Genomic DNA, 14,769 nt, shown 5'->3' with positions numbered 1-14,769 from the left:
TCCGACCGCCTCGCCCCCTTACGGACGGCGACGCCCGCTCGCATCTTCTTGCCTGGCGCCGGCGCGGCGGTCGCCACAAAAGCCAATCTCGAATTCAGCCTCGCGCATGCGCGCGCTCGCGACGCAGTCGGCGGCGTCCTGGACGTAGACAGGCTTGCGCAAGACCTTCGCGCACGGGCCCTCATTCCTGTCTGCGTCGCGAGCGCGGCCACCGACAGACGCGCCTATCTGGCGCGGCCCGATCTCGGAAGGAGGATCGACGACGCGTCCCGCCGCCTCCTTGGCACACTATCGGGAGATTTCGACATCGCCTTTGTCGTGGCCGACGGCCTCTGCGCCGGGGCGGTCATGATTCATGCGATACCTTTGCTCGATGCGGCGCTTCCCTTGTTTCGCGCCGGTGATTGGCGAATCGGCCCAGTGGCGATCGTACGCCATGGACGAGTCGCGGTTGGAGACCAGATAGGCGAAATACTGAGCGCGAGACTTGTCGCAGTCCTGATCGGCGAACGCCCCGGACTGTCCTCCCCCAACAGTCTCGGCGTCTATCTGACCTTTTCACCCCGGATCGGCCGCACCGACGCCGAGCGAAACTGTTTGTCCAATATCCACGCCCAAGGCTTGTCCTGTATGGAGGCCGCGCAAAAGCTTTTCTATTTGAGCATGGAGGCGCGGCAGCGAAACATCACCGGCGTCGCCTTGAAGGATCATTCGGAAGGGGCCCGACTCACAGTCGCCGCTCCGCCACAGCTGCGACAACCTTGACGGGACAGTGGCTCATGCATGTGATGGATAAGCGCCCCGTTTCAGGGAGCGGTCCAATTTTGCGGGTCTCTCCCACGGAAATAACCCGCCATCCCGACAAGGGCCAATGGAAAGACGACGATCACGCCCAGAAGGAACAGAAATACCGTAGCCGCAGGGATCAGCAGGAAGGCCATAAGCAAAAGGACCGCCGAACCGCCCAATATTCGGGTCGACTTTTCCTTGTTATATTCCAATCGCCGCGCAAGCTCGGCGGAGGACTGCACCCATAGATGAATGGGCGCAGCCTGATCAGCCATCAGGACAATCTCGATTCGATTGTTAGGCGCGAGGACCATCAAAATCTCCTGTTTTACAGGCCGCAGGCGACACTCTAACAAACTTTTATCCCTGGCGCATGCAGGTCTTTGTTGGATTCGAGACCGACCGGCTCCTATCAGAGCGCGCGCCCACCGTTCGCCAGATTATTATTGCGAGTGTTGTCATCAGCGGGAACGTCGATACCTCCAGCCTCCGGCGGCTTCTCGAGACCATCGTATTGAAGCGAATCGAATGGCTGAATCTCATCCTCCTTCGGGAGCTTACCGCGGTCCCACCCTCCGCCAAGCGACCGAATGAGATCGACGCTCGATTTCAGCACGCGCGCCTTGACCTGGGCGGCGTCGATGCGCGCGGTCAGGGTCGCAACCTGCGCATAAATGAGATCGAGGCTGGAATTCAGACCGCCCTTATAGAGATCCATGGTCAGGTTTTGGGTCTGTTGCGTTGCGACCACGGCTGCGTCCAATTTCTTCGCAGCAGCGTTGAGCCTGTTCGTGAGACTTAAACCATCCTCAACTTCCCGAAACGCGTTGAGAACCGTCGTTCGGTACCGGTCCTCAGTCTCGCGATAGACCGACCATGACCGTTGCAACTGCGCTCGCCGCAACCCACCGTCGAAGACAGGCAGCGAGACAGCCGAGCCGTATGACCAAAAGCTGTTCGCGAGCTTTACAAGGTTAATCCCACGGTCTTCGAATCCCCCGTCTAGCCTGAACTCGACCTTTGGATAAAACGCCGCGCGGGCAACGCCGATTTCTCGATTGGCTTGCGCCATCTCCCGCTCGGAAGTCGCAATGTCGGGCCGCCGCTCCAACAATGTGGACGGAAGCCGCCTCGGGATCTTAAGCGGCATTATCCGAAACCCTGCGGCCTGCGGGATCCTGAAACTCGCCGGCGCGGTATTCGCAAGAATCGCAATCGCATGCTCGACTACTTCTCGCTCGCCCTGCACCTCCAGCGCCTTCGCCTCTGTGTTGTATAAGAGGGCTTTGGCGCGCGCCACATCGAGTTCAGATGCTATCTTGCCGAGATAGCGCTCATTTACAATATTGAGAGATTGTTTATAATAGGAGATAGACTGACTGTAGATATCTCCCTGAGCGTCATATCCCCGAAGTGTGAAATAATCCGAGGCAATTTCAGCCTGCAAGCTCAGGCGCGCGAGCGCAAATTCGGCGGCCTTCTGTTGCGCGAGATAACTTCTCGCTTTCGTTTCGTTTCGTATCGCATACCAGAGGTCCGGCTCCCACGATGCGCCAGCTCTATCGGCGACAGAGGTATCGTAGATTGGATTTAGTGGGCCCCTGAACAACGCAGCCTCTGATTCCTTGTTGTCGGAAGCGTCCAAACCAATGGTGAGCTGCGGAAGCATGCGCGATCTCGCCTTCATCATCAGATCGCGCGCCTGCACAAATCTTTCAGCCGCCGCCTGCAGATCCGCATTTTCAGCCATCGCCTGCTCTTCGATCCGATCCAAAACCGGGTCTTTGAACATCCGCCACCAGTCCGGGCGGATTTCTCCGTCGGACGGCTTTGCTTCCACGAAGGGGCTCGCACCGCGCCAGGAGGCCGGCACGATGAACTCCGGCGGCTCATAAGCGGGTGCGAGATCAACGCCAGGCATCGAATTACAGCTAGACAGGATAAGAAGCGGCGCCAACCTTAAGTGTCGAAGCGTGTTTTGTCTTTGAATGATGGGCATACAGGAGCTACTCGGATTTGACGATCTTTCGTCTATCGTGTCAGTTCAGATCCGCGGGGTCGATTTCGTACCCCGAAGCTGGCGATACGATACGAACCTTATCCCCTTCAAGGAGCGCCGCACTCGGATTGTTCACGATGCGATCACTATGTCTAAGGCCAGGGCCTATCTCGATCACCCCGTCGAGAATCCGGTTGATGTGGACAGGTTTGAAGTGAACTTCATCGTCCACGCCGACCACTGCGACCTGAGCCCCGTTTTCCTGGAAAACGAGAGAGCTGGATGGGATCGTCAGCGTGCTTTGGTCGAGCGGAATCGTCAATCGTACGGCTGCGTAAGACCCGGGCCACAGCGTCCGATCCTGGTTTTCTATTGTGAACTCCGTCACTGCAGTTCGCGTCGTCGGATCGAACCCATTGGCGACCGTCAGGAATTTGGCGCTGAAATGACGATCAGGAAACTGCGGGACTTTGATATCGGCGATCAATCCCGGTTTCAGAATATGCGCAAACGCCTCCGGGACGGAAATGAAGAGACGCAATTGGTGAATATCCGCGACCGAAAACAGGTTGGTGACCGAGTTCTTGTCGCTGATATTTCCATCTTTGTTGATGTAATCTCCGACATTGATATTGCGCGCCGTTACGACGCCATCATAGGGCGCGACGATAGTCTTGAACTGCAGCTGCGCTGCGAAATTATTGACATTATGCTCAGCCGCTTCTAGCTGCGCCTTTTCGGCCTGCATATTTGCTTCCTGAACGGAAATTTCCTGTTCCGAAACGGCGTGAGACTTCCTAAGGGCAGTCCACCGTTGCGCCGTAACTACGGAGAGGTTGTACTTCGCGCGCTCCGCCTCTAGCGCAGCCTTGGCTTGTGAGTATTGAGCATCCAGGCTCGGCGTGTTGATTTCTGCGAGGACATCGCCTCTCTTCACCTGCGCGCCATAGTCTTTGTACCACATCTTCACGTAGCCGGATACTTGTGCGTAGATGGGCGCCTGAAACCAGGCCTCGATGTTGCCGGGAAGCGTTATCGTTTCGGTCGGCGCGCCCGGTTTCGGATTCGTAACTGAAACCGTTGGAATTGCATTGGCAAGCGTCTCCTCTCGAATCGCGTCCGCCTCACGCTTTCGCGCATAGAGGACGAGGCCGATAAAAACCAGGAGTACGAGAGTGAGCCCGAATCTCATCTTTTTCCCGCGCAGGTCGGGATACACATGCCGGAGCAGGTCCGTGGACATCAAAGGGTCTCCGTCTGTTTGGGAGTGCGTTTGTAGACAATCGCATAAACGCAGGGGACAAACAGGAGCGTTGCGAATGTCGCGACAATCAGCCCGCCGATGACCGCTCGCCCCAACGGCGCGTTCTGTGAGTTGCTCATGGACATGGGCAACATGCCGATGATCATAGCGGACGCGGTCATGATCACTGGACGTATGCGAGAATAGCCCGCTTCGAGCGCCGCCGTCATAGCGTCGCCATGGAGCTCCAGTCGCTCTCGCGCATAAGCAACAACCAGAACGGCGTTGGCTGTGGCCGTTCCCATACACATGATGGCGCCGGTCAGAGCTGGCACGGAGATGTTTGTATGGGTGAGGAACAGAGACCAGGCGATCCCCGCGAGAGCTCCCGGTAACGCCGTAATGATAATGAAGGGATCGAGCCACGACTGAAAGTTTACGACGATCAGCAGGTAGATGAGAACGATAGACGCGACGAGCCCCCCGATGAGCTCGACATAGGCGCCATGCATCGTCTCGGCCTGTCCGTGAATTTCAAGGCTCGCGCCGCGCGGTAACTCCGCCTCCATTTCCCAGGCGGTCGCTTTTACGTCAGCCAGTACGCCGCCCAGATCACGCTTTTCTGCCGACACGTAAATGTTGAAAAGAGGCATGATGTTCGCGTGCGTGACGACGCCAGGCGTCCCAACTGCCGAGATTGACGCCACGCTGCCGAGCAGCTGCATTTCATTGGGCGAAGACTCCCCCTCAGTTTTGTTTACGGGGATCGTGAGGAGATCCTGAACGCGCGTGATCTGCGGCTGCGGCGTGTAAACGTTGATTTGATAGGAGTTACCCGTCTTGTGGTCGAGCCAGAACTGCTGATCGACCTGCTGGCTTCCAGAGAGCGTCATCAGCAGATTATCCGCAATATCCTTTTCCGTCAGCTTCACGCCCAGACCCAAACTACGGTTTCCCTCTACGAGAAGCGTAGGCGTCCGCATCGTTTGTTGAATGACGACATCAACCGCGCCGCTGACCCTGCGCAGCTTGCTCGCAAGCTTGCGTGCAAACTCGTAACTCGCATTCTGGTCGCCGCCGTTGATCTGGACGTCGATCGGGGACGGTGAACCGAAATTGAGGATTTTCGCCGTCAGGTCAGCTGGCTGAAAGGTGAATTCCGTTCCTGGGTAGCGCTCGTTGAGAGCTTTGCGCAAAATGGCTCGATAATCCCACACGGGCGAGGCGTCGTTCTTGAGGGGTGATCGTCATATCGCAATCCTGCGCCCCGATCGTCGGGGTCGGAATGAACGCAAGATTATGTGGTCCAACTGGTAGCCCGCAGTTCGAAACAATCCCTTCCACTTGGCCCGGGAGCAGTCTTTCGATGTCATTTGAAACAAGAGTGGCAATGCGCCCGGAAGCCTCTATGCGCGTACCGAGCGGCGCCCGCATGTGCATCTGGAGAATGCCGGACTTGATTTCCGGGAAGAACTCCTGGCCATTGAAATAGAAAAGACTCAGCGACGCCACCGCGGCGGCGAGAAACACCGCGACGAAACGTCTTCTATTGTCGAGGGTACGGCTCAAGAGCGCGCTGTAGCGTTCGCGGAACCGCTCGAAGCCGTGTTCGAACCCCCGTTGGATTCTCTTGAAGAAACTCGGGTGGTCGCCAATGTGATCATGCGGATCTGGGATGGGGACCGCGAAGTGAGATATACCGCCGTCGCCCGCGAGGGCGTTTGTCTCCGCATCCGCATTGGCCAGAGCATAGATTTCATCCTCGGTAGGAAACTTACGTCTGCCGGACAAAGACGGCGCTTCCTCGGTCGCGATTGCGTGGCCGTGTCCATTCGGACCATTGGGGTCGACGAGAAGATATTTGGCCATCGTCGGAACGAGAGTGCGCGATAAAATGAAAGACGCCATCATCGCAAACATGACCGCTTCAGCCATTGGCGTGAACAGCCACCCTGAGACGCCTGTGAGTTCAAATAGCGGAAACCAGACGATAATGATACAGAGGGTCGAAACGAACGTCGGTATCACAATTTGATTCGCTGCATCGATGATCGCGGTCTCGAGCGGTTTGCCCATCTCTATATGAGTGTCGATATTTTCGATCATCACTGTGGCGTCGTCGACGAGGATTCCGACCGCCAGCGCCAGACCGCCAAGAGTCATGACATTGATCGTCTGACCGATCCAATGCAGGCAGATTATCGCCGACAGAATAGACAGCGGAATCGATGTCGCGATGATCACTGTTGCCCGCCATGATCCCAAGAAGAGCAGGACCACTACTCCGGTCAACGCCGACGCCAACGCCATCTCACGGAGCACGTCGATTATGGAGTCCTCCACGAACAGGGACGCATCGTTGAGCAGCTCAACCTTGACCCCTGGAGGAGCGATCTGCTCAATTCGTGGAATTGCCTTTTTAATTCCGTCTACAACCTCAAGGGTTGAAGCTTCGCCGCTCTTCATGACGACGATCAGAACGGATTGCTTGCCGTCAACGAGGACAGCGTTGATCTGGGGCGGACCGCCGAGGCGCACGTCAGCGACGTCGCGCATATAGATGGTTGCATTACCCACGGTCTTGATCGGGATGTTATTGAAATCCGCTACTTGCATGGGCGTGGCGTTTGTCTGCACCATCCAGTCTGTCGCCTTGAGCTTCATATCGCCTGCGGGAAGTACGATGCTCTGGCGGCCGAGCGCATTGTGCACGTCGGCGGCTGTGAGGTGGCGCGCCAGGAGCTTTTGCTGATCCAAAGAAACCAACAACTGCTTGTCCTGGCCTCCGTAGGGATGCGGCAGGATGGCGCCGGGGATCGTTACGAGAAACGGCCGTATCTTGTTTTTCGCGAGATTGTAGAGATCGGCGGGCGTAAGACTTTCTGCTGTCACCTTTAGCATTGCGACCGGCACGGATGAAGCCTCGAGCCGCATGACCATTGGTGGAGAAATATCTGGGGGAAGCTGTTTCGTAACAGTCTGCGATATCGAGTCTATATCGGCTTCGGCGGCTGCGAGATCGACGCCAGGCTGCAAAAAAATTTTTATGATGCTGCTGCCGTAATAAGAGTGGCTCTCAATATGTTCGATGCCCTCGACATTCGACGTTAACTGCCGTTCGTACAGATAGGTAATGCGACCGGATACCTCTGTCGGCAGAAGGCCGGCATAGGCCCAAACTACCGCCACGACGGGTATCTTGATGTTCGGAAATACGTCTGTCGGCGTTTTGAACACAGCCATGAGGCCGAATATCAGGATGCAGATGGACAAAACGACGAATGTATAGGGACGACGAAGCGCAAGCACTACAACGCCGCTCATCGGCACTCTCTTCCATTTTATGTCCGGGGAACAGTTGGCGCCCACTTTTTAGCGAGCCGTGCGAAGAGGTTCGCTTTCAGGACAGTAAACCTATGATTAGTTTCTTTATTCCGTAGATCATTTAGCTTCTCCAGTCCCCACGCCTCGATAGCTACTACCCCCCTATTTCATCGATGTTTCTCAAAACCGGGAAAAGAGCCGTTCTGTTTCGGCATTGCTTCCTGTTTTTTTCGAAACGTGGGGGAAAAGCCCATCTCGGAAATAGGCGAGGTCGCCTCAAGGAACACAACCCATTATATTAATTGCTTTTCCTGAACGCTTGTTCAAGCCGCCTTTGGAGGCGCCCGCTTTCTTGCGTACGTACGCACCACAATCAGGCAAGTCTCAAATGTTTTGAATCCGCCCCCAGGTGCTTTTGGTTCCCCAGATTCCTGCCCTCAAAGCTTCGAGCTGCACGATCTGGCTGTGATCCACGAAGAGATTTACCTCATTTCCATAATTCTTGACGTACCACTCGAAGACGGGGGGGTCTGCAGCTTCGAACATCACCTTGTCGAGCCCGATCTGGTTGATGATCGCCGCCGGAACGTCCGTTCGCCAGCTTGTGACGCTCTCAGTAACGCCTTCGCTCTCGATCATGAGGATATCGGCGCCGGCGGCGAGAAGGGCTTTTCCCTGTGCGATCAGCCAACCAACGTCTTTTGTTCCTTCCGATTGGAGCTCGCCGGCCGCTGTCGCGCCGCCTGCGCCGAATTGGATCCCGAGTTCAGGCTTGGCTTTCAGGCCGGCCTTTTTGACGGCTTCCACGAGACGAAGCATGCTCTCCGTAGGCAGGCTGATGAATCCCGCGGAGATTTCAATCATGTCGAAGCCCAGCGCCTTCGCCTCTTCAATGTAACGGGCGGTGACGTCCGGGCCGAAGCGCAGGACATTTTCCATCCAGCCGCCGGTGGAAACATAGAGGTCGTGATCATGCGCCACCTTGTTGAGGGCTTCCACAGCGCCCGGCGGCATGAGGGCGAAAGAGCCGCCGGCGTATTTGACGCCATCCACCCACGCGCCCATCGTTTCGAGCACATCAGCAAGATGCCGCGGTCCATAAGCGCTGTAATAAGGTCCGCGAATTTCCGTAAGGCCAGTTTTTCTCGGCTTTTCCGAGCGGGCCGCGCGGGGGATAAAGGAGAAGGTCGTCTCGCTCATGATGACTCACCGGTTCGTTGGCTTCTCGAGGAGTGCGATCAGATCGGCAAAGGGTCGTTCGTCGAGACTCGAGACCACCTCGGCCACCGCGCCGGACCAACCCGGTGAAGCGATGCGGCTCACGACGAGATCACATTTCTCGCGCGCGTCGGCCCAAGCGAAAGGCGTCGTATAGAAACCACGGTAGTCGTCGCGCCGCGCCATGAAGATCGAACCATCGTCCATTTCGATCTCGAGTCGCGCCGGGAGCTTATTTGGAAACAAGGCCGTGAAGGCGGCGATGGGCGTCACAGTCACTTTGCGCAGAATGTGCTGCACATCCGGTGCGACAATGCGCGAACGCGCGAACTGCTCGGGCATCAGTGCGCCGTCGATAAGCGCGACGGCCAGCATATAAGGCAGGCTATGATCCGCCTCTTCCTTCGTCCGCACCAGATGCTTGTCGCCTTCCTCGCCGCCGCCGATGATATGATAGGCGACCGCGAACGTCTCGAGGCGAACGGCTCTGATCGCCTCGAGGCGGAAGCCAGGCCGCGCGCGGATGTCCAGCGCCGCTTCGATCGCGGTCTGCGCGTGTATTTCGGCGTTGTGTTTCTTGATCACCGTTTTCAGGACGCTTTCGAGATCTTCATGTCGCCAGTCGATCTCGAACGGCCCGCTGATCGTCTCCTTGAAGCCCTTGTTTCCTTCGAAAACCATAGGCGGTCCGGTGACGCCATGAGCCGCAAGAAGCGACGCATGGGTAGCGGCCATCGCCATATTGGGATAGGCAAGCCCCTTCCAATTGGATAACGCGCCGGTTCGCGCGACCCTGAGGGCGACGTTCGCGGTTCCGCTGATTGCAATTGCATTCGCGATCTGGTCACGCGGCAGCCGCAACGCTTTGGCGACGCCGGCCGCCACTGCATAGGCGCCCTGTGTCGTATGGTCGAAACCTTTGCGGCGCACCGGAGCCACGTCACTGAGGCGCGTCTGAACCTGATAGGCGACCGCCAGGGCCGTGAGAAATTCCGCCCCGTTCGCACCCGCCATCTCAGCAGCAGCCATTACAGGCGCGAGATTGTCGGAGGGGTGGCATGTTTCGCCCTGAGCAATGTAACTGTCCATGAAGTCGAGATAGCGGCTGAGCGCGCCATTGTAGAAGGCCGCCCGATCGGGAGCCGTCGCGCCCCCGCCGATGAGGGTCGAGAGCGGGGCGCCGCCCAGCTGTTCCGTCAAGCGTCGGATCGCCGCCGGAGGTCCGGCGCCGATGGCTCCAATGGCGACGCCGATAGTGTCGAGAATACGAATCTTCAGCTGCGTCAGCGCCGCCGCGCTGATGTCAGAAAAATGTGCGCGCGCTACAAAGTCCGCCAATTCGACGACTTCAGTCACAAACGAACCCCCTTGCGCGATTGCCATGCTCACTCAATGTGCGCCAAGCGATATGGAGACGCTACTTAGGACCTCACACACATGTTCCAAGAGAGTTTTGCGCGCACGGACGCCACGCCAAGCCGTTACGTCCTCAAGCCCTGATTCATCTGTCGATTTCGCCGAAGACGATGTCGAGCGATCCGACGATCGCAGAGACATCCGCGAGCATGTGTCCTTGTGATAGCCGGTCCATCGCCTGTAAATGAGCAAATGAGGGAGCCCTGATCTTGCATCTGTATGGCTTGTTGCCGCCGTCGGAAACCAGATAGACTCCGAATTCGCCCTTGGGGGCCTCCACCGCGGCATAGACCTCGCCCTCGGGCACATGGTGCCCTTCCGAATAGAGCTTGAACTGCTCTATCATTGCCTCCATGGAGCGCTTCATCACGCGGCGCTTTGGCGGTGCGATCCTGTGATCAAGGACTACAACCGGCCCCATTCCTTCGCGTGACAGCAGTTTTTTCACGCATTGTTTCATTATCCCCGTCGATTGGCGCATCTCTTCCATGCGCACGCAGTATCGGTCGTAACAATCGCCGCGCGAGCCGATCGGGATATCGAAATCCAGTTTTTCGTAGCATTCGTAAGGCTGCGTCTTGCGAAGGTCCCAAGGCGCGCCGCAAGCCCGGACCATAACGCCCGAAAAACCGAGCGCCCATGCGTCGTCGAGCGTGATTACGCCGATGCCGACATTGCGCTCTTTGAAAACACGGTTTTCTCCAAGGATGCTTTCGAGGTCGTCGCAGACCTGGAGAAACGGGTCGCAAAAGGCGTAGATGTCCTCCAGCAATTGCGCTGGCAAATCCTGATGGACGCCGCCCACGCGGAAATAATTGGCATGGAGGCGAGCGCCCGATGCGCGCTCATAAAAGCACATGAGCTTTTCGCGCTCCTCGAATCCCCAGAGGTTCGGCGTCAGCGCCCCGACATCCGACGCCTGGGTGGTGATGTTCAGGAGATGCGACAGAAGCCTCCCGATCTCACAGAACAGCACACGGATGAGCTGGGCGCGCCATGGCGGCTCGATGCCGAGCAATTTCTCGACCGCGAGGCAAAATCCATGTTCCTGATTCATCGGCGCCACGTAGTCCAGGCGATCGAAATAGGGAAGCGCCTGCAAATAGGTTTTGTCCTCGATCAGCTTTTCCGTTCCACGATGCAGAAATCCGACGTGTGGGTCGGCCCTAAGAACGACTTCGCCATCAAGCTCCAGTATCAGGCGCAAGACCCCATGTGCGGCTGGGTGCACTGGACCGAAGTTGAGCATGAAGCTTCTTTGAGGGACGCCATTTGCGGTCCGAGCGGTCTGAGCCTGCATGATTTCGCGCCGGTGTTGAAAGATGATCTCAGAAAAATAGCGTGGCGAGCTCATGGAGCACGTTCCGCGCCTTACGGCGTCCTCCCGCATGGGCTGAGTGGAAAATATCGCCCGCCGCCTTGCCTTCCGCAGTCCAATCGCTAACTCAGTGGGAGTTCCCCCTGAGCGCCAAGCAAGAAAGCGGATGGCCGTCGTGGCTTATGCTGTCGTTCATGGAAGCGACAAGATCCTCACACAGCGCCAAACAGCTTCCGGATGCCTTGAAACGGTGAAGCTCCTCGAGGCGCAGGCGGAGCCAGACATTCACATTCTCGACGCGGATGGCGCGGAGATGAGCCTCGGCCAGATCGAGGAGCTGCAAAAAAGAGAAGTCGAACGCAAATATATCGTCGCGACAGCGGTACCTGCTTCGATCCAGTCGCCAGGAAAAACCGGTGAGCGTTTGGGGAATGGCGGCGCCATCAGCAGAGCGCCGCTCGCGGCCGCCCTGCTGGCTCTGGTGATGTTGGGCCTCTCGATCCATGCACTCAGCCATCACGGCGTCGAGCACGTCGCACCGACACAGGCGGCCGCAAGAAAACCCGCTGAGCGAAATGCCGGGTCTGCCCCGCCGTCTGGCGGTAGAAGCGCCGAAACGGCCGTTGGGCCCGAAGCTCCTCAGCCTTCCAAGGAAGCGCCCGTCGCAAGCGAGACGCAGGCGGAAACTTACAGAATTGTAGCCGGCGACACGCTCAGCGGCATTGCACGCAAAATTTATCACGATCCCGGTCGGTGGCGCGATATTGCGAGCGCAAATCCGGGCCTCAACCCCAATCGCCTTCGTCCCGGCGCCGAGATCATCCTGCCCGACCTTAGGCGGCGCGCGACTCCAAGGTAGTCTCCCGACTATCCGAGCGTGGTTTCGCCGCGCGTCACCGCGACCCATGTCTTGAGCGCAATCGCCGCAGGCGCGGCGAGAATGACGCCTGACACGCCGAACAGCGCCCCGCCGACGAGAAAGCAGAAGATGATCGTCACGGGACTGAGCGTCGCTGCGGCGCCGAGCACCAGCGGGCCGAGAAGCTGGTCAATCGACAGGCGCAGTGCAATTGCGTAGATCGCATAGCCGATTATGGGAGCAATTCCTGTCGCATTGCCGATTGCGGCCAGGCCGGCGATGAGAGCGGAAGCGCCAGGTCCCACAACGGGGATCATCTCGAGAAAACCCGTGAGCAGAGCAAGAAAGAGCGCATGTCTGAGGCCGAGCACGAGTCCAAGGCCGACATAGGCCGCAACGATTGCGTAAGCGACAACGATCAGAACGCCGCAAATATAGCGCCACAGCAGCGGCCCTAGCCGCGCCCAGACTTTCTCGATCGTGTCGCGCTGATCGAGCGGGGCGAGCCAGAGAAGGCTCCGCATGATCTGCGGACCCTGGGCGAGCAGGTAGAACAGAAGGACAAAGACGAGAATGCAGCCGAACAACGCTACGAAACTCACTGACGCGAGTTGCAGCAGACGGCCGGTCTGACCGATCCAGCCACGCAGACCGTTCGTCGCCGCCTCGGCGATCTGGTTTGCGTCCGCGTTGATGCCGAAGATGGTGACAGTCCTGTCGTCAAAGACGCCATGGGCAAGCCGGCCCAGTATCTCGCGCAGATCTGTCGCCACGCGTTCGAGCTCTGTCACCAGCGGGCGCGCGCCGATCCAGATCGTTACAACTGCTGCTGTGAGAAGCGTCACAAATACGGCCGCCGCTCCCAGGATCCTCGACGCCTCGAACCTCGCCGAAATGCGTTCAACGAGGGGGTTGAAGAGGTAGGCGAGCAGGCCAGCAAGCACGAAGGGCAGGATTACCCAGCGCAATTCATGAAAAACGAGCACGAAGATCGCAAAGGCGACAAGGATCGTCGCGAGATTGGGACGCCTCTGCGCCTGATCGTCTGCATTCCCGGCCGCCTGCGTCATCGCCTGCCCTCTTCCATGAGATAAGCGACTCCGCCAAGAACGGGTCCCGGGTGGCTGCCTCACGAGCCGTGAGCAGCCACCCGCGGTCCTTGTCTGCGCTCTTCAAGGCTGCATGGCGCCAAGAATAGCCGCCGTCAGCGCGCCCCCGGTAATGACGAGCGTCGCGCCGAGCTCCAGTAATGCGACCAGAATGAGCGCGGGGTGGTTGAGGCCGGCAAGCACGAGTATTCCGAGCACGATCGCCGCGAGGCCAGCCAGAGACTGACCAACAGCCGATCCGGAGGCAATCTGCGATACGAAGATTTCGCTCCCCGCCAGGCGGCGCTGAAGCCCTGGCTGCGCGGCCTGGCGCATCGCATGTAGTTGGGGCAACAAGCTGCTGCCGAGGATCATGGCGACCCCGAACGCAATCACGGCGGAGGGGATCATGACATTGGCGCCGATCCCAAGGAGGGAAAGAATTCCGAGCACGACGCCCGCCGCGCCCACGAGGAGTATCGCGGCCAAATTGCCGCCCGGCTCCATGTCGACGACGCGACCGCTCGTTCGTGCGGCCTGGGTGAATTCAGCCATGCACGCGCCGCCCTGGAGGAGCAGGGCCACGCCGAACACGATCGTCGCAGCGGCGATCATGACCGGGGGATTGATGTTGACGAGGCCACAGATGGCGAGAATTGCGGTGGCGACGCCGCCGATGGCGTCTACCAGCCCGCCGACGGCCGCCGGCGCATTCTGGCGCATGGGGGTTTCTGGAGCGATTGACATTTTTTTATCCTTCAAGCGTACCACGACCCGGAAAGCAGCTAGCGCAGTTGCCAAAGAGTCAAGCCAGGTTCGGCCTCCCACGCCCGTCAGAGCTAGCGTGCAATGGGCGTGCGACGACGAATGAACAAGGTCGGTTGCAGCAGTCTCGCCGCTACGGCCATGGCGACGCGACTCCACAGGACGAGAGTCGACGCCGCAACGACGATGGCGACGAGATTGAGCGTGAGATCGTTCGGCCCGCCTGCCGCGGCAATCGACGCCAGCGCGCCTGATACGAAGCCCGCAAGTGCGAATACGGCGGCGTCATTTCCTGCCGCCTCCGCCCGGAGCGACAAGCTGTCGCGCTTCGTCGAATGGGCGAGTTCGCGAAGCGAAAGCTCCCAGACGACGTTGCTCCTCAAAATCAGACCCGCGCCGAACAAGGCGCTCGCGACAGGCATCAGGAACGCGGGATCCGCGCCAAAGAGCGCAAACACCGCAAGCGCCGCGCCCATCAAACCCGCGACCAGAACCGCAAAGCGCAGCGGGGCGCTCCAGGCCCCTTCGTCTCGGCCGCCGGTCCATTTGTAGCGGCGCAAGAGCCCGACGCCATCCGCCGCCAGAGCGACGCCCAACACGATCGTCGCCGCCGCCGCCAATATTGGCGCGAGAATGCCTGTAAGCCCACAAACCGCAAGGGCGATGGCCGCGAGACTCGCGAGGACCTCGAAGATTTCCGAGGCCCAGCCTCCTTGCCCGTAATCATAAGAAGCCGGCATCAGCGGAATC

Annotated in this window: 13 protein-coding genes; 2 read left to right on the top strand and 11 right to left on the bottom strand. The window is 58.7% G+C overall.

Annotation, left to right across the window (positions count from 1 at the left end):
* On the top strand, positions 1–765 hold a 765-nt coding region (gene eutC / locus WOC76_RS20170), incomplete at its 5' end, for an ethanolamine ammonia-lyase subunit EutC (RefSeq protein ID WP_341431569.1).
* Positions 766–806: 41 nt separating this feature from the next.
* Here eutC and WOC76_RS20165 read toward each other — a convergent pair.
* The 8 genes from WOC76_RS20165 to WOC76_RS20130 all read right to left on the bottom strand — a co-directional run bounded on the left by WOC76_RS20165 (position 807) and on the right by WOC76_RS20130 (position 11,289).
* Entirely contained in the window at positions 807–1,103 is a 297-nt protein-coding gene (locus tag WOC76_RS20165) for a hypothetical protein (RefSeq protein WP_341108973.1), read from the bottom strand.
* 98 nt (positions 1,104–1,201) lie between these two features.
* Positions 1,202–2,788 carry an efflux transporter outer membrane subunit gene (locus WOC76_RS20160; protein ID WP_341431568.1) on the bottom strand — a complete coding sequence of 529 codons (1,587 nt, stop codon included), beginning with the start codon at positions 2,786–2,788 and terminating at the stop codon, positions 1,202–1,204.
* A 40-nt stretch (positions 2,789–2,828) separates the two neighbouring features.
* Positions 2,829–4,031, bottom strand: a complete 1,203-nt coding sequence (locus WOC76_RS20155; RefSeq protein ID WP_341108970.1) for an efflux RND transporter periplasmic adaptor subunit — start codon at positions 4,029–4,031, stop codon at positions 2,829–2,831.
* Positions 4,031–5,227 carry an efflux RND transporter permease subunit gene (locus tag WOC76_RS20150; RefSeq protein ID WP_341108969.1) on the bottom strand — a complete coding sequence of 399 codons (1,197 nt, stop codon included), beginning with the start codon at positions 5,225–5,227 and terminating at the stop codon, positions 4,031–4,033. Before WOC76_RS20150 ends, WOC76_RS20155 begins: the two co-directional genes overlap by 1 nt.
* Positions 5,169–7,355, bottom strand: a complete 2,187-nt coding sequence (locus WOC76_RS20145) for an efflux RND transporter permease subunit (RefSeq protein WP_341431567.1) — start codon at positions 7,353–7,355, stop codon at positions 5,169–5,171. The genes WOC76_RS20150 and WOC76_RS20145 overlap by 59 nt, the downstream gene beginning before the upstream one ends.
* Positions 7,356–7,739: 384 nt before the next feature.
* Entirely contained in the window at positions 7,740–8,555 is an 816-nt protein-coding gene (locus WOC76_RS20140; RefSeq protein ID WP_341431566.1) for a phosphosulfolactate synthase, read from the bottom strand.
* A gap of 6 nt (positions 8,556–8,561) precedes the next feature.
* The gene (locus WOC76_RS20135) at positions 8,562–9,929 is read right to left on the bottom strand and encodes an MmgE/PrpD family protein (protein WP_341108966.1); all 1,368 of its coding nucleotides are present in this window, start codon (positions 9,927–9,929) and stop codon (positions 8,562–8,564) included.
* A 145-nt stretch (positions 9,930–10,074) separates the two neighbouring features.
* Positions 10,075–11,289, bottom strand: a complete 1,215-nt coding sequence (locus WOC76_RS20130; RefSeq protein ID WP_341108965.1) for an NADH-quinone oxidoreductase subunit D — start codon at positions 11,287–11,289, stop codon at positions 10,075–10,077.
* 184 nt (positions 11,290–11,473) lie between these two features.
* Between WOC76_RS20130 and WOC76_RS20125 the strand changes: the two genes are divergently transcribed.
* On the top strand, positions 11,474–12,166 hold the full coding sequence (locus WOC76_RS20125; protein ID WP_341431565.1) for a LysM peptidoglycan-binding domain-containing protein: 693 nt from the start codon (positions 11,474–11,476) through the stop codon (positions 12,164–12,166).
* Between the two features lie 8 nt (positions 12,167–12,174).
* Here the strand turns inward: WOC76_RS20125 and WOC76_RS20120 are convergent, their stop codons facing one another.
* The 3 genes from WOC76_RS20120 to WOC76_RS20110 form a co-directional block, all read right to left on the bottom strand.
* Positions 12,175–13,236, bottom strand: coding sequence for an AI-2E family transporter (locus WOC76_RS20120; protein ID WP_341108962.1), 1,062 nt, complete (start codon positions 13,234–13,236; stop codon positions 12,175–12,177).
* A gap of 102 nt (positions 13,237–13,338) precedes the next feature.
* The gene (locus WOC76_RS20115; protein WP_341108961.1) at positions 13,339–14,001 is read right to left on the bottom strand and encodes a hypothetical protein; all 663 of its coding nucleotides are present in this window, start codon (positions 13,999–14,001) and stop codon (positions 13,339–13,341) included.
* 92 nt (positions 14,002–14,093) lie between these two features.
* Positions 14,094–14,759: a hypothetical protein gene (locus tag WOC76_RS20110; RefSeq protein ID WP_341108960.1), complete on the bottom strand. Its 666-nt coding sequence runs from the start codon at positions 14,757–14,759 to the stop codon at positions 14,094–14,096.
* Positions 14,760–14,769: the final 10 nt, after the last annotated feature.

Source organism: Methylocystis sp. IM3 (assembly GCF_038070105.1).
Classification (GTDB): Bacteria; Pseudomonadota; Alphaproteobacteria; order Rhizobiales; family Beijerinckiaceae; genus Methylocystis.
The sequence above is the reverse complement of the archived record's forward strand: the minus strand, read 5'-3'. Positions and strand labels throughout refer to the sequence as shown.